This window comes from Nostoc sp. KVJ3 (genome assembly GCF_026127265.1).
GTDB lineage: Bacteria > Cyanobacteriota > Cyanobacteriia > Cyanobacteriales > Nostocaceae > Nostoc.
Genome location: NZ_WWFG01000001.1, coordinates 1,569,986 through 1,593,236, shown reverse-complemented (window position 1 = coordinate 1,593,236; position 23,251 = coordinate 1,569,986). Strand labels below are relative to the sequence as shown.

The window sequence follows — 23,251 nt, the reverse complement described above, 5'->3', positions numbered from 1 at the left end:
CATAATTAATTTACGGAGATGTATTTTATACATCCTCCCGCTTTTGTCTGAGGCGGGATGATGTGGTTTGTAGCAAATGAAAATTTTCCTCTGGTGAGCTTTATATTTGCTCTAGTTATCGGCGATATTCGTCGCCGCAATCGCCGATAAGCTGGTACAAATCGCGTGATTGACGAGAGACTGCGCTGATGCGATCGCGATCGTCTGCATCTAAACTAAAACTAAATACTTTGGCGTTATCTTCTATATGTTCAGATACACCAAGCCTAGCACCAACTATCACACCGCCCACTGTTGGCTGATCTAAAATGTAACGCACTGCCACGTTGGAAATATTTACGCCATGCTTATTAGCAATTTCCTTTAAGATAGCCAGCAACTCTTGAAATAATTGCCAACCACCCCAAGCGTCGATCATATTTTTATATTTTTTCAAACTAGCAGTGGAGAGATCAAATCCTCGTGGTTCCGGTTTACCCAAATAGTTGTCTGATAACAAACCACCGCACAGTGTACCGTAAGTAAAAAGCTTTATGTCATGCTGTTGACAAAACTCCACCATATTAACTTCAGGACGGCGATCAACTAGGGAAAACTGCACTTGATTAGAAACGATTTTGATCCCCGCTTCGGTAATAATCTTCAGATGTTCCGTGTCAAAATTAGTTAAACCTAGATGCTTAATTTTACCCTCAGTCTGAAGTTCTGCCATATATTTGAGGGCATCCAGGTAATTTTTATCCTGATATTCCCACCAGTGGAATTGCATCAAATCTAACGATTGTACATTCATCCTTCTCAGGGAAATATCAATATTTTCCTCAACCAGTTTTTTTGTCATTTTGCCGGGACGAGGTACCCATTTTGTAAAGGCTTGCACCTGAGATAAAGCATCTTTACCGCGACTATCAATTAGTTGACAACGAAACTCACCAATAAAGTCTTCTGCGGGGCCATAATGGTCTGCTAAATCCCAAGTGGTAAAACCTGCATCTAAATATTTGAACATAGTCTCAATAGCGGCTTGGGGATTAATCCTTCCGTGTGCGCCGGAGACTTGCCACATACCATTTAAAATGCGGCAGATGTTTAAATCGGGAGTAAATTGAAGACGGCTAGCTGCGGGTAAGTTCATTTTTAATTTACGAGTGAAAAGCTAGTAATGAAGAGACTTAAGAATTACTAATAGATAAATCATAACTGATAATTCATAATTCCTAACTTCTAACTCCCAACTCCTGACTTTTTAACGCCAGTCTTTTGCAGCTTGTTCGAGAACATAAGCAGCAACATCTTGAATTTGTTGTTCGCTGAGGCGATCCTTGTAGGCTGACATATTACTTTTACCATTGGTAACTATAGATGTAACTGCCTCTATTGAATCCATACCATACTTTTTCAGCGCTTGCTTTTTGAGATTTTTACCTCGCCGAATTATGTTGCTGCCGTTAATATGACAACCAGCACAATGAACACTAAAGATTTGTTCGCCGTTAACTGTTTCTGTTGCACTAGCAGTTAAGGTAAAAGTACTTATGAATAAAAATGTTACTAATGCCAATGTGAGTATTGTTTTCAATTAACTTCTCCCGATTTAGATATCTTAGTTCTAGGCATAAGTATCAGATTACAGAGATTCAAAGTCAGTGGTAAATCCCGTAAAATTTGTACAGTCTTCTTGAAAAGCTTCTGCATCGCTAACATCCTCAATTTTATAGGACATGATGCGTGTCCCATCTGGCATCTTTTTAGAACCAATCAATTCACCTTGATATTTTTCTGCGATCGCTTTAAAAGCAGTACCATAAAGCTTCCAAGCATCACCCGAACAAGTAATATTTACTCGCCACATATTTTCTTCTCAATTACTACCACCAAACACTCATCATCTCACAAATGGGCAACATCTTACACATCACCTCTTTGGGTCTGTAATTTTCTATCTAAAGGAAGTGTCTACCTCTATCAGGCTACGCCATAATGTGGGTGTAGGAACATTTCTAGAAAATTTTATCCCAATTAGTTAAATCCCAAGAGTTGAAAATGCCTAACAATATCAAAGAAAAAATTCAAGCAGATTTGCAACAAGCTAAAGAAACCGGACAATTGAGAACCGATCGGATTCGAGAAATTGTCAAGTCGGCAGTTTCTCAAGTAGGTTCTGAGTTTAAACAAGGTTCTACTGAACTTCGTAGCCTTGTTAGAGATGCTGTTTCTGCGGTAATTGAAAACTTCCAAGAAAAAGGTAGCGAACTCAAAGATGAGGTGACAGCTTCCATTGAAGGTGCGCTGGAAGGAATTAATAGTAAAAGACAGGAAGCCATTACTAAAACTCAGACAGATATCAAGCGGCTACAGGCTCAACTGGATGGAGAAGAAGAACAATTCCAGCAAGAGGTTGATGTAATTTTGGCAGAGATTGAAGAGACAGGTAAGGAAAAATCTGCTAGTACCAAAACTGCAATTGATTCTGCTGTCAATGCCATTAAAGATAGTGAAGAAGTCGGATTGTTAAAGAAACGTTACGCGCAACTACAAGCACAGCTAGCCATTGTCCGAGCTAACTTGGCTGCACGCTATGGTGGGCGTAATCTAGAAGTTCAAGATTATCTAGACGAAGCTAAACACTGGTATGATAAAGCTCGTCCGCAAGCAGAATCTATTGCTGTACAGGTAGAAGAGAAGCGATCGCAACTAGAAGATAAACTAGGTGAAGCTGGTACATCTCTAGCGAAAAAAGAGCGCCAGATTAAGCAAACCTTGCGCGAATTACTGCTAACTGCGGCTGACTTGTTCAAAGATAAGGAACCTGCTGAAAAAGAACGGAAAACTATTCATAAATAGACTAATGGTCTGTCAAGTTTAAATTGATGGTTAAGAAAGTTTGTAGTCAGGACTTCAGTCCTTATTTTCTAAGCACTAAAGTGCTTACTACAACCCCTCAAAACTAGCTTGATAGACTACTATTACAACAAGGCAATAGACGCGATGAATCGCCGTCTCTACAATAATTAATATTTCGTAGAGGCGGCGATTCATAGTGCCTTTGCAATCTATAATTTTCATCGAAAAACATTAACCGAACCGTATTGATTTCCGCCGTGACGTACTAGACTGCGTTCTTCACAAAACCCTGATACATATTTTTTCTTAGGGTGCGTTATGCCAAAAGCTAACGCACCATTTTATTTAATATCCTATCCGCATAATTAATTTAGTTATGATTTCCCCGATCCCTTAGCGCTCAATACTGTTAGGTTAAGGTAAGAGACGCGATAAATCGCCGTCTTTACAATCATCAGTCCTTCGTCCTGATGGCTATTTATCGCGGATTTGGGATCTATTATTTTCATCAAATAACCTTAACCGAACCTGATTGCTTTGCGCGAGTCTCTCGCAATGTAAAAAGATTGAATGCTAATATTCAGTATCTACCGGAGAGCGCTATTCCGGGTTACGATGATGACTAACAACGCCTTAATTTAAATATCGATATTGAATTGTTGAAATTTTATGGACCATAGTCCACCAGATGGCAGTATCAACCTCCTCTGAGCTGGTGAGGAAGTCTCCCAGCGCGGGGGAGACTTAGGAGATATATTATGCTCACACAAGATATTCGGGATTTGCTGACTGAGACTACCGATTTAAACCAGTTAAAATGGGATTTAAATCGCTTACAACCAGTAGATGTGGGAGAATATATTACACAACTGCCTGAAAAACAACGAGCGATCGCATTCCGTTTACTCAACAAAGATCAGGCAATTGATGTATTTGAATATCTCCCAACAGAGGTTCAAGAAGAACTAATTAATTCTCTGCATGATGTCCAGGTAGTGCAGCTTGTAGAAGCGATGAGTCCCGACGAACGGGCAGAATTATTTGATGAACTACCTGCTGGGGTAATCAAACGGCTATTACAAGAACTGAGTCCAGAACAAAGGCAAGCAACAGCAACTATTCTCGGTTATCCAGAAGGTACCGCTGGGCGGGTGATGACTACCGAATATGTCAGGTTGCGCCAAGGATTGACTGTAGGCGAAGCCTTAAGCAAAATCCGCCGTCAAGATCAAGATAAAGAGTCGATTTACTACGCCTACGTCACAGATGACAATCGAACGCTGGTGAGAGTAGTTTCATTGCGCCAGTTGGTGTTTACCTTTCCCGAAGTTTTCATCAAGGATATTTCTAGCGATCGCGTCATCAAAGTTAAAACTGAAACTCCTCAAGAAGAAGTAGCGCGAATCATGCAGCGCTATGACTTAATCGCTATCCCCGTCGTCGATCGGGAAGACCGATTAGTTGGCATCGTTACCATTGATGATGTGATGGATATTTTGGAAGAGGAAGCCACAGAAGATATCCAAAAACTTGCGGGTGTGAGTGGTGATGAAGCTGCTTTATCCCCTCCCCTACTCACAATTTGCAACCGCTTGCCTTGGCTATTGGGCATTATGGCACTGTATATTGGTGCCGCCAGTGCGATCGCGCCTTTTCAATCTGTAATCTCCGCAGTACCAGTTTTAGCAGTGATCATGCCAATTTTTTCTAACACTGGTGGTACTGTTGGTATTCAATCATTAACGGTAACAATTCGTGGCTTGGGAGTAGGCGAGGTAACACCCAAAGATACCTTAAAAATTCTCCGCAAAGAACTTCTAGCAGGTCTAGGTACAGCCTTAGCTTTAGCCACAACGATGATCCTACTTTCCTTAATTTGGGCACAACCCCAAGAACGATGGGTGGCTTTAATTGCCGGAATGGTAATGGCAACTAATACAATTGTGGCTGTTACACTCGGCACTTTGCTACCAATGGCTTTGAAACGGTTAAAACTTGACCCAGCTTTGGTTAGTGGCCCGTTAGTGACTACAATGCTAGATACAATTGGGTTTTTAACGTTTCTTAGCCTAATTTCTCTAGCTTTAAACGTTTTCCATTTACCAGCGTGAAAGGGGATTGGGGCATTGGGCATTGATGGTGGATTAGATTATTTCTCCCTCATCTCCCTTGTCCCCCTCATCTCCCTCATCTCCCTTGTCCCCACTCCCAAATTCTATGCCTACTAACACCTGGAATCGTCATCATATTCTTTCCCTAGGTGACTTCACTACCACTGAATACGATACTGTTTTGCAAACTGCGGCCTCTTTTCAAGAGGTGCTATCGCGGCGGACGAAGAAAGTGCCAACCTTGCAGGGACAAGTGGTAGCAAATTTATTTTTTGAATCTTCTACCCGCACTCGCAGCAGTTTTGAACTCGCAGCGAAACGCTTAAGTGCAGATACACTCAATTTCGCCGCAGCCAGTTCTTCCATGACAAAGGGAGAGACAATTCTCGATACAGCGAAGACCTACTTGGCTATGGGAACTGATATTATGGTAGTCCGCCATCGAGAGGCAGGAGTACCAAATGCGATCGCGGCTGAAATGGATCGTCTCGGTGTCCGAGTTAGTGTCCTCAATGCTGGTGATGGTCAACACGAGCATCCTTCCCAAGCACTGCTAGATTTATTTACTATTTGTACTCTTATTGACCCAGCTAATCCCCGACTGGAACTATTAAAAGGGAAAAAGATTGCCATTGTTGGAGATATTCTCCATTCTCGTGTGGCGCGATCGAATATCTGGAGTTTAATTGCCAGTGGTGCCGAAGTGCATCTCGCAGCCCCTCCCACCCTCTTACCCAAATTATTTGCTGAGTATATCTCTGAAGAGTCAGAAGTCAGGAGTCAAGAGTTATTCCCTCACTCTCCCACTCCCCAACTATTTCTCCACTGGCAGCTAGAACCAGCTTTGCAAAATGCTGATTTTGTCATGACTTTACGTCTGCAAAAGGAACGAATGACCGCTTATTTACTACCAAGTTTGCGAGAATATCATCAGCTATTTGGCATTACACGTGCAAAGCTACAACTTTGTAAACCTAATGTCAAAGTTTTGCATCCAGGCCCAGTCAATCGTGGCGTAGAAATTAGCTCTGATTTGATGGATGACCCGGAATTTAGTCTCATTCAATCACAAGTTACCAGTGGTGTCGCCGTTCGGATGGCACTGTTGTATTTGATAGGAAGCAGTAAGGTTTAACATTCAAAACAGAAATTATACCGGAATTTCAATGATTAATTCTGTACCTTCACCTAAAACCGAGTTACAACTCAATTTACCGCCGTGAGTTGATTCGACAATTTGCCGAGCGATCGCTAACCCTAATCCCGTACCTTTACCAACAGCTTTTGTCGTAAATAAATGGTCAAATATTTTTGATTTTACTGATTCATTCATCCCCTTTCCATTATCAGCAATAGCAATTTTAACTAGATTATCTTCGAGTGAGGTTGTAATTGTAATGCAGTTAGGATTGGTTTTAATTTCCTGAAAACTTCGTCCATGATTAGATTCATCTAAGGCATCAATAGCGTTTGCGATCAGATTCATAAATACCTGATTTAATTGACCGGGAAAGCATTCAATTTGAGGTAAGTTACCGTAGTTGGTGACAACTTCAATGGCGGGACGTTGTTCATTTGCCTTGAGACGATGTTTCAAAATTAAAATTGTGCTATCAATGCCTTCATGAATATTAAATGGCACTTTGTAATCTTGATCGGCACGAGAGAAAGTACGTAAACTGGTGCTGATGTTTTTCAGCCTGTCGCACGCCATAGACATAGAATCAATCATCTTGGGCAAGTCTGATAAGCTATAATCCAAGTCGATTTCTTCGGCGTGTTCAATAATTTCCTCGGCTGGATTTGGTAGATTTTCTTGATAGAGTTTCAAATGTCCAACAATATCAGCCAGGGTGGGTTTAACTTGTTTAAGACTGGCAGCAATAAAACCGAGAGGATTATTCATTTCGTGAGCTACCCCTGCGACTAAATTACCCAAAGCTGACATTTTTTCACTTTGAACAATTTGTAATTGGGCATTTTGCAGTTCTTGCTCTGCCCGTTTGCGATCGCGTAGCGCAGCTTGCTGTTCGCTAATATCCAACAATAATCCATCCCAAACCAGAGAACCATCAGCAAGTTGTTCGATTCGAGCTTCGCCGTGAATCCACTTAACGATTCCAGATTGTGTAATAATTCGCCCTGACCACTTAAAAGGAGTTAAGGTTTGCATCGAGTCGGTAATAGACTGCTGGTAACTTGCAGTATCATCTGGATGTATGGCTTCTATCAGCAACTGCCAATTGGACATGGCTTGATCTGGCGTAATTTCATATAGGTCGTAACATTCTGCACTGATGTACGCTAGGGAAATTGCACCATCAGCAGATATGCAGTATTGATAAACAACGCCAGGAACATTATCGACAAGTTTCTCAAAGCGAGAGTTACTTACACTCAATTCGGCGAATGACTGCTCTAGCTGTTGGGCATATTGCTGCGATCGCTCGTAAAGTTGGGCATTTTCCAAAGAAATTGCGGCTTGGGCGCAGAGTAAATTGAGTAGTTCCACGCGATCGCTCGTGAACGCCCCCGTTGCTAAATTATTTTCGAGATATAAAATACCCAGGAACTTACCTTGATGCAAAATCGGGCTACACAAGATACTCTTCGGTTGCTGACGCATGATATAGGGGTCATTGACTAAGGTCGGATCAGCCGTTGCATCAAGCAGTACAGCAGTCTGTCTGTGGTTTTTCACTTTGTAAATCAGTTTCAGGGGAATATCCTGACTCGACTCAATGGGAAGGCGCTGCAACACGACTGGCTCCGAACCCTCAATAATTGACCCTTTAATTAGTAGGCGTTCACCTTTAGGGTCGCGTAGCGAATCGTCTTGCACGAGCATTAACACACATTTATCAGCCCCCGCATTTTCGATGAGGATTCTAAGTAACGCCGAGAGAAGTTTTTCCAGTTCGATTTCGCCGGAGATACTTTGAGAAGCCTTGAGAATAGCTTTTAAATCGAGGGAATCAGAGACGCTGGAGGAAGAACTAGTGGAGGTGACTGTACCTGTAGCGAAGACGGTTTCGTTAACCGAGAAGGCAGTACGATTTTGTTGGAGTATAGAAGTCAGCAGTTGCGGATAGCGTCTTTCTAATTCAGCAACCTTGGCTTTCGCACCCCACCGAGCATAGCTATAGTAGGCTTCAATCATGTAGTCCCCAGCTATGCGCTGTCTGCCCCAGTCGAGGTAGAATTTAGCGGCGAGTTCGTTGGCTAAGGCTTCTTCTTGGATATATTCGTTGGCTTTAGCTCCAGATATCGCCAAATCGTAAAACTCAATGGCTTCGGCTTTTTGTCCTAAGACTCGACATTTTTCTGCTTCTACTAAATCAACCTTATGCTGGTAATTCATTGGAGCATGGTGCGCCCAATGCTGTAACTGGGTTTGGTTTTGTGCCACCCGCTCTAATGCTTTTGACACCTCGCTTGACGGTTGACTCAACAGTGCTATGGCAATCAAAGAATCATAGAAATAAAATGCAGCTTCGGTGACTGTTCCCGGAGCAGCCATTAAATACTTTCTGGACTCAATTGCATGGTTGTTAGCTTGTTCAACTTCCCCAAATAAAAAGCAAAGGGTCAGCTTATACAAATAGAAGTGATACAACCCAAATAGGTCATTTGCAGATCGCAGCAGGAGCAGAAATTCCGTCTCTTGGAGGGCTGACCCAGACAAAATGGTGGGCTGCTCCACAAAACCCAGTAAATTTAAAATAGATTGCCAATAGATCCGGCAGTGATTGGCTGTTGTCAATTGGTTAAGTTGCGCTAAACCATTGTAGTAAGTGCCTGTATCCTGCTCTAAGGTGGCAAGAGGCTGACCGCACCAAAAAGCATTTAGACAGAAACACTGTCCACTATATCCGGCGAATTGCAGGTTTCCGACTTCTAGGGCAGTCGCGTAGCCCTCACTCAAAAGTGGTAACGTTTCTTTGATGTGAGATTTGCGGTGTCGGATAAATGTTCCCAGCATCATTACTACTTCAGGTTTAGTCGCTTTCGCATCGAGTTTTAAGACGACATTGAAAGCCAACTCACTAAACTGTACTGCTAAATCTACATCTTGCCAGAGATTACAGACAATAATGCTATGGCAAACATAGTTATAAGCTGAAGCAGATATGTTTCCGTGCTGCAAGGATAATTTGACTGACAAGGAATTTAGTAATGCGTACAATGGAGAGCCAGATCCAAAAGCTGCTGGCATGATGCTACTGGCAATTTGGATAATAGCAATTGTGTTCGCATCTGTCAGTACAGGTAGGTGAACAAAATCTGCAATTTTCCTGTCTCCAATCAGTTCTCTAATCTCTTGAATTGACTGTTGAATATCTGATGGTGTTGGTGTTTCTGGAATTTTTACGCCCAACTGTTGCAGGATCTGAATGCCGATCGCAATAGATTCGGTAAGTTGATTCTGGGAGGTCTTTGCTTGAATTCTAATGCGGTAAACATTGAGCTTTTCTAGTAAAGAGTGTGCCTGCTCAATGACAATATCAATCCACTGTTCCATTACCTCAAAGTCACCGCACAGCATTGCTAATTCAGCCGCATTGTTATGGAATAATAGAGTCATTTCATACTGCTGTTGCCAAGCTTTTTCTCCCAACAGTGACAATCCCACTGCAACATACTCACGAGCTGCTTGATAGGCGGTAGCGGCTCTGGCTTTGCGACAGGCAATCAGATTAAGTTGTGCTAGTTCATCTCGTTCTCTTTGTTGGGTAATTAAAGAAGTTCCTTGATTTAATTGATTTACCACTTCAAAAATGCGGTCTTCTGTTGCTGCTGAGGAAATCTGTTGCAGGAGCAGTTGTCCTATTTGGTAATGAGTCCTCTGTTTTTGGTCATCGGGAATCAGAGAATAAGCAGCTTGTTGGATGCGATCGTGTAAAAATTTATAACTTGCTAATTGCTCATTGCTAATAGCTATTTGTTGATTTATATTAGAGCTATTAGCAGTTTCATCTTGATAAAATTTATAAACATCACTAATCGGTAAAATTAACCCTTCTTGTAATGCTTTCCACAAAGCAGAAGCCGTCTCAATTGTCGATTTTTGCGAAACAATTGCCAAAGTTGCTAAATCAAACTGATTCCCAATACAAGCAGCTAATTGCAAGACATTTTGAGTTGATTGTGGCAGTTTTCGCAATTGAAATGCCATAAAAGCCACAACGTCATCTGTAACTGCTTGAGTTATCACTTGTACAATGTCACATTGCCAACACCCTGATTGAAAATTAAATTCAATTAGCCTATCTTGATGCAATGCTTTGAGAAACTGGGTTGCGAAAAACGGATTTCCTTGAGTTTTTTGATAAACTAATTGAGAAAGAGGCGATGCCAAAGTTTCTGTACATTTCAGGGTGTCAGCAACTAACTGATTTACTTGCACTTGACTCAGTGGTGCTAAAGTAATCGTGTTAATTGTGGCTTGTGCTTTTTGAATTTCACTCAAAGTCAACATCAATGGATGTGCTGGGTTGACTTCGTTATCACGGTACGCACCAATTAACAAAAGATGCTTTGTATCAGCCATCAATAGCTGCATTAACTTCAGCGATGCTGAATCTGCCCATTGCAAATCATCTAAGAACATCACTAATGGATGTTCCAAGCTGGTAAAAACTTGGGTAAATTTTTGGAACAATAAATTAAATCTATTTTGTGCCGCCGTTCCTGATAATTCTATGGCGGGTGGTTGTTCACCAATAATTCTTGATAATTCGGGGATAACTTCAATAATTACCTGTCCATTGTCTCCAACAGCCTCTAATATTTGGTTACTCCATTGTTGGATTTGGGCATCACTTTCGCTTAACAGTTGTCCCATTAAATCCCGGAATGCTTGCACAAATGCCGAAAAGGGAATATTCCGTTGAAATTGGTCATATTTCCCTTTGATAAAATAACCACGTTGGCGCACAATTGGTTTATGAACTTCATTGACAACTGCTGTTTTACCAATTCCTGAAAAACCAGCTACCAGCATCATTTCTGTTGCACCCAGGCTGACTCGCTCAAATGCATCAAGTAATGTTTGAACTTCGGTTTCTCGTCCATAAAGTTTGTCGGGGATGATGAAGCGATCGCACACATCCCTACTGGCAATTTCAAAACTCTCAATCCTACCAGAAAGTTGTAGTTGAGACAAACAATTTTCTAAATCAAATTTCAGTCCCAAAGCACTTTGATATCTGGATTCGGCATTTTTTGCCATCAATTTCATGAGGATATCACAAATCACTTGGGGAATCTCTTCTCTATTCCCTAAAAGTGGTGGAAGTTTGGCAATATGACAATGTACCAACTCCATCGGATCGTCTGATTGAAATGGTAAAACTCCAGTTAGTAACTCGTAGAATGTCACACCCAAAGAATAGAAATCTGTGCGGTAGTCAATCCCCCGATTCATTCTTCCTGTTTGTTCTGGGGAAATATAAGCTAGTGTACCTTCTAATACATTGGGATTGATTAGCGTTTGGGTTTCCCGTGGTAGCAAAGATGCAATACTAAAGTCGATTAATTTAACTTGTTTGGTTTCGGGATTAATGAGAATATTGGCGGGTTTGATGTCTTTGTGTATGATACGCTCCCGGTAGAGTATATCTAAGGTATTGCACAGTGCGATCGCAATCCGCAAAAACTCTTCTAGAGTCGCCATATATCGCGTCTCTGGTGAGGTGAAATAATTTTTAAGAGAAATCCCCTCAAAATCTTCCATCACCACCGCATAACTATTCTGATAGGGTTCCAGACTATAAGTTTGAACTATCAGAGGTGAGTTAAGATTTTTCGCTATGGTGTACTGATTGCGAAACTGTAACAATTCGCTGAAATTGGGATAAGGATTTTTCAGCAATTTAATCACTACTGGTAATGAATCAGTTTCTCGATATCCTCGATAAACTAGGGTTCTGGAACCAGAGTAGAGTTCTTCACTAATGCGATATCCGGGAATACTGACTAAAGTGCTAACCATGCTGCTAAATCCTGAATATTTCCAGATTATTAGTATTCCCAAAAAACAAAAAAGATCCCCGACTTCTTCAAGAAGTCGGGGATCTGAGGACTAAATTATACCGGAATTTCAATGATGAATTCTGTACCCTCACCTAAAACCGAGTTACAACTCAATTTACCACCGTGAGTTGATTCGACAATTTGCCGAGCGATCGCTAATCCTAATCCCGTTCCTTTACCAACAGCTTTTGTCGTAAATAAATGGTCAAATATTTTTGATTTGACTGATTCATTCATCCCCTTTCCATTATCAGCAATAGCAATTTTAACTAGATTATTTTCGATTGATGTTGTAATCGTAATGCAGTTAGGATTGGTTTTAATTTCCTGAAAACTGCGTCCATGATTAGATTCATCTAAGGCATCAATAGCGTTTGCGATCAGATTCATAAATACCTGATTTAATTGACCGGGAAAGCATTCAATTTGAGGTAAGTTACCGTAGTTGGTGACAACTTCAATGGCGGGACGTTGTTCATTTGCCTTGAGACGATGTTTCAAAATTAAAATTGTGCTATCAATGCCTTCATGAATGTTAAATGGCACTTTGTAATCTTGATCGGCACGAGAGAAAGTACGTAAACTGGTGCTGATGTTTTTCAGCCTGTCGCACGCCATAGACATAGAATCAATCATCTTGGGCAAGTCTGATAGGCTATAATCCAAGTCGATTTCTTCGGCGTGTTCAATAATTTCCTCGGCTGGATTTGGTAGATTTTCTTGATAGAGTTTCAAATGTCCAACAATATCAGCCAGGGTGGGTTTAGCTTGTTTAAGACTGGCAGCAATAAAACCGAGGGGATTATTCATTTCGTGAGCTACCCCTGCGACTAAATTACCCAAAGCTGACATTTTTTCACTTTGAACAATTTGTAATTGTGCCTGTTGTAAATCTTGCGATTTTTGCTGCAATTCGGCAAACGATCGCTCTAGCTGTTGGGAATATTCTAGCGATCGCTCGTAAAGTTGGGCATTTTCCAAAGAAATTGCAGCTTGGGCGCAGAGTAAATTGAGTAGTTCGACGCGATCGCTTGTGAACGCTCCCGTTGTTAAATTATTTTCTAGATATAAAATACCCATGAACTTACCTTGATGCAAAATCGGGCTACACAAGATACTCTTGGGCTGCTGACGAATAATATACGGGTCATTGGCTAAGGTGGGATCAGCGATCGCATCCAGCAACACAACACTCTCCCTGTTGTGCAAGACTTTGTAAATCAGCTTCAGGGGAATGTCCTGGCTGTCCTCAATAGGAAGGTGCTGTAACACAACTGGCTCCGAACCCTCAATAATTGACCCTTTGATCAATAGACGATCGTCTCGCAACAACATGAACACACATTTATTAGCCCCTGCATTTTCGATGACGATGGAAAGCAAAGATGAAAGCAGTTTTTCCAGTTCGATTTCGCCGGAGATAGTTTGGGAAGCTTTGAGAATAGTTTTTAAATCTAGGGTATCCGAAACACTGCTACTGCTAGAAGTCACAGACAAGGTGGATGTGACACTCCCCAAGGCAAATATAGTTTCGCTAGTTGATAGAAGAGAGACTAGAGAACGGGTTTGCTCTAGGATGGGAGCAAGAACTTTGGAATAGCGTCTTTCCAAGTCGGCAATCTTGGCTTTAGCGCCCCAACGAGCATAACAATAATAGGCGTTCGTCATGTATTCTTGGGCAATGCGCTCTTTGCCCCAATCGAGGTAGAACTTTGCCGCGAGTTCGTTAGCAACTGCTTCTTCTTGAATATATTCGTTGGCTTTGGCTCCAGATATAGCCTTGTCGTAAAACTCAATGGCTTCGGCTTTTTGTCCTAAGACTCGACATTTTTCAGCTTCTACTAAATCAACCTTATGCTGGTGATTCATGGGGGCAAAGTGCGCCCAATGCTGTAACTGGGTTTGGTTTTGTGCCACCCGCTCTAATACTGTTGATGCCTCGGCTGACGGTTGACTCAACAGTTCCAGAGCAATCAGAGAATCATAGAGATAAAATGCAGGTTCGCCGACTGTTGCCCCAGCCGCGATTAAATAGTTTCTGCCTAAGAGTGCATAGTTGTTCGCTGGCTCAACTTCCCCAAACAAAAAGCAAAGGGTGAGCTTATACAAATAAAAGATATACAGCCCAAACAGGTCATTTGCAGACAACAGCAGGGGTAGACATTCCGTTTCTTGGAGGGCTGACCCAGACAACAGGGTGGGATGCTTCGTAAAACCTAGTAAATTTAAAATAGATTGCCAATAAATCCGGCAGTAATTGGCTGTTGCTAATTGGTTAAGTTGCAGTAAAGCATTGTAGTAGGTGCGTGTATCCTGCTCTAAGCTGGCAAGGGACTGACCGCACCAAAAAGCATTCAGACAAAAACAGTGACTACTATATCCCACAAATTGCAGGTTTCCAACTTCTAGTCCAATCGCGTAGCTCTCGCTCAAGAGTGGTAACGTTTCTTTGATGTGAGATTTATGGTGGAGGATAAACGTTCCCAGCATCATTAATACTTCAGGTTTAGTCGCTTTGGCATCAAGTTTTAAGACGACATTCAATCCCAACTGATTAAACTGTACGGCTAAATCTACATCTTGCAAGAGATTATAGACAATGATGCTATGGTAAGCATAGCTAGAAGCTGAAGCGGAAATATTTCCGTACCGCAGGGATAGTTTGACTGCCAATGAAGTTAGTAATGACAACAAGGGAGAGCCACTGAGGTAAGCTGCGCCCATGATACTGTTGGCAATCTGAATAACTGCAATTGTGTTTGTATCTGTCATCACGCTTAGGTGAACAAAATCTTCAATTTCCCTGTCGCCAATCAATTCGCTAATCTCTTCCAGTGACTCTTGAATATCTGCTGATGTAGGGGCTGCTGGAATAGTTACGCCAAGCTGTTGCAGAATCTGTATGGCGATCTCAATGGCTTCGATTAGTTTATTTTGAGAGATATTTGCTTGAATTCTAATGCGGCAAGCATTGACTTTTTCAGGTAAAGAGTGTGCCTGTGTGATGACGGTCTCAATATACTGTTCCATCGCCTCAAAGTCACCGCACAGCATTGCCAATTCCGCCGCCTCGTCATGGAACCATAGCGTCATTTCATATTGTTGCTGCCAAGCCTTTTCTCCCAACAAAGATAATCCAATGCTGGCATATTCACGACCGGCTTGATAAGCGGTGGCACTTTTGGCTTTGCGACAAGCAATCAGATTGAGTTGTGCTAATTCATCTCGTTCTGTTTGTTGGCTAATTAAAGCCGTTCCGTAATTTAATTGATTGACTATTTCAAAAATCCGGTCAACTCTAGCTTCTGGGGAAATCTGTTGTAAAAGGAATTGTCCGATTTGGTAATGAGTCGTCTGTTTTTGATTATCGGGAATCAGAGAATAGGCAGCTTGTTGGACGCGATCGTGTAAAAATTTGTAACTTGCTAATTGCTCACTGCTAATAGCTATTTGTTGATTTATATTGGCAATTAAAAAATAGCTATTAGCCGTTTCATCTTGATAAAACTTATAAACATCACTGAGCGGTAAAATTAATCCCTCTTGTAATGCTTTCCACAAATCAGCAGCCGCCTCAATTGTCGATTTTTGCGAAACAATTGCCAAAGTTGCTAAATCAAACTGATTCCCAATACAAGCAGCTAATTGCAAGACATTTTGAGTTGATTGTGGCAGTTTTCGCAATTGAAATGCCATAAAAGCCACAACGTCATCTGTAACTGCTTGAGTTATCACTTGTACAATATCACATTGCCAACACCCTGATTGAAAATTAAATTCAATTAGCCTATCTTGATGCAATGCTTTGAGAAACTGGGTTGCGAAAAACGGATTTCCTTGAGTTTTTTGATAAACTAATTGAGAAAGAGGCGATGCCAAAGTTTCTGTACATTTCAGGGTGTCAGCAACTAACTGATTTACTTGCACTTGACTCAGTGGTGCTAAAGTAATCGTGTTAATTGTGGCTTGTGCTTTTTGAATTTCACTCAAAGTCAACATCAATGGATGTGCTGGGTTGACTTCGTTATCACGGTACGCACCAATTAACAAAAGATGCTTTGTATCAGCCATCAATAGCTGCATTAACTTCAGCGATGCTGAATCTGCCCATTGCAAATCATCTAAGAACATCACTAATGGATGTTCCAAGCTGGTAAAAACTTGGGTAAATTTTTGGAACAATAAATTAAATCTATTTTGTGCCGCCGTTCCTGATAATTCTATGGCGGGTGGTTGTTCACCAATAATTCTTGATAATTCGGGGATAACTTCAATAATTACCTGTCCATTGTCTCCAACAGCCTCTAATATTTGGTTACTCCATTGTTGGATTTGGGCATCACTTTCGCTTAACAGTTGTCCCATTAAATCCCGGAATGCTTGCACAAATGCCGAAAAGGGAATATTCCGTTGAAATTGGTCATATTTCCCTTTGATAAAATAACCACGTTGGCGCACAATTGGTTTATGAACTTCATTGACAACTGCTGTTTTACCAATTCCTGAAAAACCAGCTACCAGCATCATTTCTGTTGCACCCAGGCTGACTCGCTCAAATGCATCAAGTAATGTTTGAACTTCGGTTTCTCGTCCATAAAGTTTGTCGGGGATGATGAAGCGATCGCACACATCCCGTCGCGCAATCTCAAAGTCATCAATTATACCATCATTTTGTAGCTGACGTAAACAATTTTCTAAATCAAATTTCAAACCTAAAGCACTCTGATATCTATCTTCCGCATTCTTGGCTATCAATTTCATCACAATATCTGAAATTACTTGCGGAATCTCTTCCCTGTTTGCTAATGCAGTAGGCATTTTAGCAATGTGAGAATGTACCAACTCCATCGGATCGTCTGATTGAAATGGTAAAATTCCAGTCAGTAATTCGTAGAATGTCACACCTAAAGAATAAAAATCAGTTCGGTAGTCAATCCCCCGATTCATTCTTCCTGTTTGTTCTGGGGAAATATAAGCTAGTGTCCCTTCTAACACATTGGGATTGATTAGTGTCTGCGTTTCCCGTGGTAGTAAAGATGCAATACTAAAGTCGATTAATTTAACTTGTTTGGTTTCGGGGTTAATTAAAATATTGGCGGGTTTGATGTCTTTGTGAATAATCCGCTCTCGGTAAAGTACATCTAAGGTATTGCACAGTGCGATCGCAATTCGTAAAAACTCTTCTAAAGACGCGATATATCGCCCCTGCTCAGAGGTGAAATAATCTTTGAGAGAAATCCCCCCAAAGTCTTCCATCACCAGCGCATAGCCATTTTGGTAGGATTCTAGGCTATGGGTTTGGACAATCAGAGGTGAGTTGAGATTTTTAGCAATGGTGTACTGATTGCGAAACGATAAGAGTTCAGAGAAGTTGGGATAAGGATTTTTCAGTAGTTTAATCACTACTGGTAATGAATCAGTTTCTCGATACCCTCGATAAACCAGTGTTCTAGAACCATTGTAGAGTTCCTCGCTGATGCGATATCCGGGAATACTGACAAAGATACTCACCATGTTGCTAAATCTGTGAAACTTCCAGATTTAGTATTCCCAAAAAAGATCCCCCACTTCTTCAAGAAGTCGGGGATCTGAACCCTAAACTATAACGGAATTTCAATGATAAATTCTGTACCCTCTCCTGGTGCGGAAGTGCAGCTTAATTGACCCCCATGTTTTTCTACCACAATCGAATAGCTAGTTGATAATCCCAAGCCTGTACCACTACCTACTGGTTTTGTCGTAAAAAATGGATTAAATATCTTATTCTGCACTGACTTGCTCATCCCTATACCGTTGTCTGCAATGCGGATAATTACCTTTTTGGATTCTGTAAATTCCGTCTGAATTATAATATTCGGCTGGAAATTTTCATCTGATGATTCTAAAGCATCAATGGCATTGTTGATAATATTCATAAAGACTTGATTCAGCGCCGAGGCATAACAATTAACTAAAGGGAGTTGACCATATTTTTGAATGATTGCAATCTCTGGATGTTTACTGTTACCCTGAAGTCGATGTTGCAAAATAAACAGCGTGCTATTAATACCAGAATGAATGTCTACTGATTTTATTTCTGATTCATCCAAACGGGAAAAATTTCGTAGCGATAGGACAATTTGACGGATGCGATCTGCTCCTACTCTCATCGATGACAGGAGCTTTTGTAAATCATCAGATATAAATTCTAGCTCAATATCAGCGATTTTCTCGGCAATTTCTGGCAATGGTTGCGGATAAAGTTCCTGATATAAATTATTTAATTCAATTAAAGATGCCACATATTCACTTGCTGGTTGTAAGTTGCCATAGATGAAATTAATAGGATTATTAATTTCATGAGCAATCCCAGCCACTAATTGTCCTAAGCCGGACATTTTTTCGGATTGAATTAGTTGGGCTTGAGTGGAGTAAAGTTTCTCCAGTGTTGATTCTAGCTGAGTGGCCTTTTCTGTGATTTCCTGGGTACGCTTTTCTACTTTTTGCTCTAGAGTATGGGAATAGTCCTCTAACTTGTGATATAATAGTGCGTTTTCTAGCGAAATTGCTGCTTGAGTAGTGAGGAAATTGAGAACTTGTAAGCGATCGCTCGTAAATGCCCCCGTCACTAAGTTATTTTCTAGATATAAAATGCCCATCAACTTACCTTGATGCAAAATCGGGCTACACAAGATACTCTTTGGCTGCTGACGAATAATATAGGGGTCATTGGCTAAGGTCGGATCGGCACTTGCATCAATTAACATAGTGGTCTGCCTGTTGTGCAAGATTTTGTAAATCAACTTCAGGGGAATATCTTGGCTGTCTTCAACAGGAAGACTCTGCAACACGATTGGCTCTGTCCCCAGGGTAATTGACCCTTTGATCAATAAGTGCTTGTCTTGCAAGAGCATTAATACGCATTTATCAGCCCCCGCATTTTCAATGGCGATCGCCAGCAATACTGAGAGCAGTTTTTCGAGTTCGATTTCGCCTGACAGAGTTTGGGAAGCTTTGAGAATGGCAGCTAAATCTAAAGCAACAGAGACATTGCTGCTGGAAGTGGGGGAGCTAGTGGATATGACATTCCCCAGTGCCAAGACAGTTTCATTAATTGACAGGGGAGAACGGGTTTGCTGGAGGATGGGAGCAAGCAGTTGGGGATAGCGTCTTTCCAAGTCAGCAACTTTGGCTTTCGCACCCCAGCTAATATAGCTGTAGTAGGCTTCAATCATGTATTCCCCAGCGATACGCTGTTTGCCCCAGTCAAGGTAAAATTTTGCCGCCAGTTCATTGGCTAAGGCTTCTTCATTAATAAACTGATGTGTTTTAGCCAGAGCAATGGCTTGGTCATAATACTCACTGGCGGCGACTTTTTCACCCAGCACTCGATACCGTTCAGCCTCCACTAAATACCATTTATGCAAGTGATTCATCGGGGCATTTTCTGCCCATTGATGCAGAATTGTTTGGTGGGTTTGCGCCTCAACTAAGAGGCAGGGGGAAGGGGGCAGGGAGCGGGGGGAAATGACCCCTGACTCCTGCTGTGGAGCGGAGCGGAACTCATGTCTGATTCCCCCACTTCTGTTAAGTGGTTCTCGTCCAGGTGGGGTCAAATCCCCATTTGAACTTTCCCCCTTGCTCCCTGCTCCCTGCTCCCTTGCCTCTTTCTCTGCTTCTGGCTGGGTGGAGAAGAGTGCTAGGTATGTGAGGGCAGCATAAAAATGGAAAACGGGAATATGTACCGCCCCTGCTGCTGCCATAAAATAGGGCTTGATTCCGGTGATATATTCAAGGGCAGCATGATAATTGCCCCAGAGAGCAGCAAGCATCAGCTTGTAGGTATAGGCGTAGGCGATCGCTGTGAAATCGTTGTCCTGCTGGTGCTTTGGCAGCATAATTGTTTCATCGTAGGCAGTGCCCATTAAGCGATGGGGTTGGCTCCCTGTTTCTCTCAAATTCTCCACCACTTGCCGCACTGTATCCAATAAAATACACGCCGCATTTTGTTTCGCCTGAGTCAGAACCACACTGTAAGGAACTAATTCGGCTGACAACGTATTTAAATTTACACCAGCGAACAGCGCTATATGCTCGTAACATTGTATGCTGTAGCCAGCGTAGAGAAAACTGCCTGTTTCCATACCATTGGTGTAGCTATCTTTCATCGTCGATAGCGTTGCCAAAAACGATTGCTGGCGATGTTGGATGAAAGCCCCAAAGAAGCTTAAAGGGAGACACTTTATACCCGGATCGTTCAATTTTTCCAGCAACGAGAGAGCTAAAAGACCAAACTGGTAGCCAGCTTCAACTTCGCTCAAAAAAGCACATAGCACCATACCGTGAATCGCATATCCTACCGTCGAGGCGGGGGTGTTGCCAAACTGGAGCGACAACCGCACCATCGTTGCGCTCAACAGGGGCATTAAACCCGGATTTCCCAGTAATACTGGTGCAAACAATATTCCTAATAATTGCATTGCGGCGATCGCTCTGCGATCGCTCATCACGGGTAAGTCAAGCAGTTCAGAAATTTCTCTGCCTTGGAGTTGCTCTTTTAGGTATTCCAGAGCTTTGCCGATTTGGGCTGACTCTGGCGCACTCGGTAAATCCACCCCTAATTGACTCAGGACATCTGCGCCGACAGCGATCGCCCCTAATATTTGGCTCTGAGCCGTTAGTGCTGCAATTTTAATTTCGTAGATTTTCACTTTGTCAAAAATGGTCTGGGCGTTCTGCAAAACCACTCCAGCCATCTCTTCCATGCTCTCAAAGTCACTATTTAAATAGCTAGCTTCGGTTACTGCCAAATGGAGGTTCAAGGCTAATTCGTACTGTGTTTGCCAGCAGTCGGGCTGGAGTAAGGCGATCCCAGTTTGGAAATACACTCTAGCGGCGGTGTATGCAGTCGCATTTTTGGCTTTACTGCCAGCTTTGAAGTTGAGTTGAGCTAGGGCTTGGCGATCGCTTGCTTGACTAATTAACTCAATTCCTAAATTCAAATGCCCAACCAGATCGAAGAGTTTTTCTTCAATCTCTAACTCAGACAAATTTTCTCTCAGTAATTGTCCAATTTTAAGATGAGTTGCTGTTTTTTGTTCATCGGAAATCAAGAAATAAGCTGCTTGCTGTACTCTGTCATGTAAGAAGGCATATTTAGCTATTTTTTTCTCGATATTCTGAGATGACAGTGCCAATTGCTCCCTTTCTTCTCCTTGATAAAATTTATAAACCTCACTAATTGGTAAAATAAATCCTTCTTGCAATGCTTTCCACAAAGCAGCCGCCGTATTAATTTGGCATTGTTCGGAAACAATTGCCAAAGTTGCTAAATCAAACTGGTTGCCAATACAAGATGCTAACTTGAGGATATTCTGGGTTGCTAATGGTAATTTCTCTAACTGCAACGCCATAAATTCAACAACATCATCTGTAACTGCCTGTTGATTAACTTGGGCAATATCACATTGCCAATAGCCTGACTTGGAGTTAAAGTTAATCAGTAGCTCTTGATGCAATGCCTTCAAAAACTGGATAGAAAAAAACGGATTTCCTTGAGTTTTTTGAAACACTAATCGAGAAAGAGGTGATGCCAAATCCTGGGAACATTTAAGTGTGTCAGCAACTAATTGATTGACTTTTTCTTGATTCAGTGGTGCTAAGGTAATTGTATTAATCGTTGTTTGTTTTTTTTCAATCTCGTTCAAAGTCAACATCAATGGATGTCCTGGATTGACTTCGTTATCACGGTACGCACCAATTAACAAAAGATGCTTTGTATCAGCCATCAATAGCTGCATTAACTTCAGCGATGCTGAATCTGCCCATTGCAAATCATCTAAGAACATCACTAATGGATGTTCCAAGCTGGTAAAAACTTGAGTGAATTTTTGAAACAATAAATTAAATCTATTTTGTGCCGCCGTTCCTGATAATTCTATGGCGGGTGGTTGTTCACCAATAATTCTTGATAGTTCGGGGATAACTTCAATAATTACTTGTCCATTTTCTCCAACTGCTGATAATATTTTGTTTCTCCATTGCTGAAGCTGTGCATCACTTTCTGTTAATAATTGCCCCATTAAATCCCGGAATGCTTGCACAAATGCAGAAAAGGGAATATTGCGTTGAAATTGGTCATATTTCCCTTTGATAAAATAGCCACGTTGTCTAACAATCGGTTTATGAACTTCGTTGACAACCGCAGTTTTACCAATTCCTGAAAAACCTGCTACCAGCATTATTTCTGTTGCACCAAGACTAACCCTTTCAAATGCTTGGAGTAGAGTTGATACTTCGGTTTCTCTTCCATAAAGTTTGTCGGGGATAATGAAGCGATCGCACACATCCCGTTTCCCAATCTCAAAACCATTAATCATACCATCAACTTGTAGCTGATGTAAACAATTTTCTAAATCAAACTTCAGTCCCAATGCACTTTGATAGCGATCTTTAGCATTCTTCGCCATCAATTTGCTGACAATTTCTGATATTACAGATGGAATTTCTAAATTAGTTTCACATACTAACGGTGCAATTTTTGCAATGTGACAATGCACTAACTCCATTGCATCATTTGATGGGAATGGTAATTTTCCCGTGAGTAACTCGTAAAAAGTAACACCTAAAGAATAAAAATCAGTTCGGTAGTCAATTCCCCGATTCATTCTTCCGGTTTGTTCTGGCGAAATATAAGCGAGTGTCCCTTCTAAGACATTGGGATTGATTAGTGTCTGCGTTTCCCGTGGTAGTAAGGATGCGATACTAAAGTCGATTAATTTAACTTGTTTGGTTTCGGGATTAATGAGAATATTGGCGGGTTTGATGTCTTTGTGTATGATACGTTCGCGGTAGAGTACATCTAAGGTATTGCACAGTGCGATCGCTATTTCTAAAAACTGTTGTAGAGACGCGATATATCGCGTCTCTACAGAGGGGAAATAATTTTTGAGAGAAATCCCCCCAAAGTCTTCCATCACCAGCGCATAGCCATTTTGATAAGGTTCCAGGCTATAAGTTTGGACAATCAGAGGTGAGTTGAGATTTTTGGCGATCGTGTACTGGTTGCGAAACGATAAGAGTTCAGAGAAACTGGGATAAGGATTTTTTAGCAGTTTAATCACCACTGGTAACAAGTCACTCTCTCGATACCCTCGATAAACTAGGGTTCTAGAACCATTGTAGAGTTCCTCGCTGATGCGATATCCGGGAATATTGACTAAGATGCTCACCATGCTGCTAAATCCTTAAGACTTCCAGATTTAGTGTTCCCAAAAAAGATC

Annotated in this window: 9 protein-coding genes; 3 read left to right on the top strand and 6 right to left on the bottom strand. The window is 41.5% G+C overall.

What is annotated here, in order from left to right; all coding sequences use genetic code 11:
• Window positions 1-115: 115 nt before the first annotated feature.
• The 3 genes from GTQ43_RS06350 to GTQ43_RS06340 form a co-directional block, all read right to left on the bottom strand.
• Complete coding sequence (locus tag GTQ43_RS06350; RefSeq protein WP_265271633.1) at window positions 116-1,135, bottom strand: aldo/keto reductase; 1,020 nt, start codon at window positions 1,133-1,135, stop codon at window positions 116-118.
• Between the two features lie 111 nt (window positions 1,136-1,246).
• A complete protein-coding gene (petJ, locus tag GTQ43_RS06345) occupies window positions 1,247-1,579 on the bottom strand; it encodes a cytochrome c6 PetJ (RefSeq protein WP_265271631.1) in 333 nt (110 codons plus the stop codon).
• A gap of 48 nt (window positions 1,580-1,627) precedes the next feature.
• Entirely contained in the window at window positions 1,628-1,852 is a 225-nt protein-coding gene (locus GTQ43_RS06340; protein ID WP_265271629.1) for a hypothetical protein, read from the bottom strand.
• 191 nt (window positions 1,853-2,043) lie between these two features.
• On the opposite strand from GTQ43_RS06340, the gene GTQ43_RS06335 reads away from it, so the two are divergent.
• The 3 genes from GTQ43_RS06335 (at window position 2,044) to GTQ43_RS06325 (ending at window position 6,090) form a co-directional block, all read left to right on the top strand.
• A complete protein-coding gene (locus GTQ43_RS06335) occupies window positions 2,044-2,844 on the top strand; it encodes a histidine kinase (protein ID WP_265271627.1) in 801 nt (266 codons plus the stop codon).
• A 758-nt stretch (window positions 2,845-3,602) separates the two neighbouring features.
• A complete protein-coding gene (mgtE, locus tag GTQ43_RS06330; RefSeq protein WP_265271625.1) occupies window positions 3,603-4,955 on the top strand; it encodes a magnesium transporter in 1,353 nt (450 codons plus the stop codon).
• Window positions 4,956-5,061: 106 nt separating this feature from the next.
• Window positions 5,062-6,090, top strand: coding sequence for an aspartate carbamoyltransferase catalytic subunit (locus GTQ43_RS06325; protein ID WP_265271624.1), 1,029 nt, complete (start codon window positions 5,062-5,064; stop codon window positions 6,088-6,090).
• A 15-nt stretch (window positions 6,091-6,105) separates the two neighbouring features.
• On the opposite strand, the gene GTQ43_RS06320 is transcribed toward GTQ43_RS06325, so the two are convergent.
• From GTQ43_RS06320 to GTQ43_RS06310, 3 genes are all read right to left on the bottom strand, one after another.
• Window positions 6,106-11,949 (bottom strand): trifunctional serine/threonine-protein kinase/ATP-binding protein/sensor histidine kinase, encoded by a 5,844-nt coding sequence (locus GTQ43_RS06320; RefSeq protein WP_265271622.1) that lies wholly within the window; start codon window positions 11,947-11,949, stop codon window positions 6,106-6,108.
• A 95-nt stretch (window positions 11,950-12,044) separates the two neighbouring features.
• Complete coding sequence (locus GTQ43_RS06315; protein WP_265271620.1) at window positions 12,045-17,504, bottom strand: ATP-binding sensor histidine kinase; 5,460 nt, start codon at window positions 17,502-17,504, stop codon at window positions 12,045-12,047.
• An 86-nt stretch (window positions 17,505-17,590) separates the two neighbouring features.
• Window positions 17,591-23,203, bottom strand: a complete 5,613-nt coding sequence (locus GTQ43_RS06310) for an ATP-binding sensor histidine kinase (RefSeq protein ID WP_265271618.1) — start codon at window positions 23,201-23,203, stop codon at window positions 17,591-17,593.
• Between the last annotated feature and the right edge of the window lie 48 nt (window positions 23,204-23,251).

Coding starts and splice junctions, on each gene's coding strand:
- GTQ43_RS06310 (WP_265271618.1), bottom strand. CDS start 23,203: ATGGTGAGCATCTTAGTCAATATTCCCGGATATCGCATCAGCGAGGAA.
- GTQ43_RS06340 (WP_265271629.1), bottom strand. CDS start 1,852: ATGTGGCGAGTAAATATTACTTGTTCGGGTGATGCTTGGAAGCTTTAT.
- GTQ43_RS06325 (WP_265271624.1), top strand. CDS start 5,062: ATGCCTACTAACACCTGGAATCGTCATCATATTCTTTCCCTAGGTGAC.
- GTQ43_RS06315 (WP_265271620.1), bottom strand. CDS start 17,504: ATGGTGAGTATCTTTGTCAGTATTCCCGGATATCGCATCAGCGAGGAA.
- GTQ43_RS06320 (WP_265271622.1), bottom strand. CDS start 11,949: ATGGTTAGCACTTTAGTCAGTATTCCCGGATATCGCATTAGTGAAGAA.
- GTQ43_RS06335 (WP_265271627.1), top strand. CDS start 2,044: ATGCCTAACAATATCAAAGAAAAAATTCAAGCAGATTTGCAACAAGCT.
- mgtE (WP_265271625.1), top strand. CDS start 3,603: ATGCTCACACAAGATATTCGGGATTTGCTGACTGAGACTACCGATTTA.
- GTQ43_RS06350 (WP_265271633.1), bottom strand. CDS start 1,135: ATGAACTTACCCGCAGCTAGCCGTCTTCAATTTACTCCCGATTTAAAC.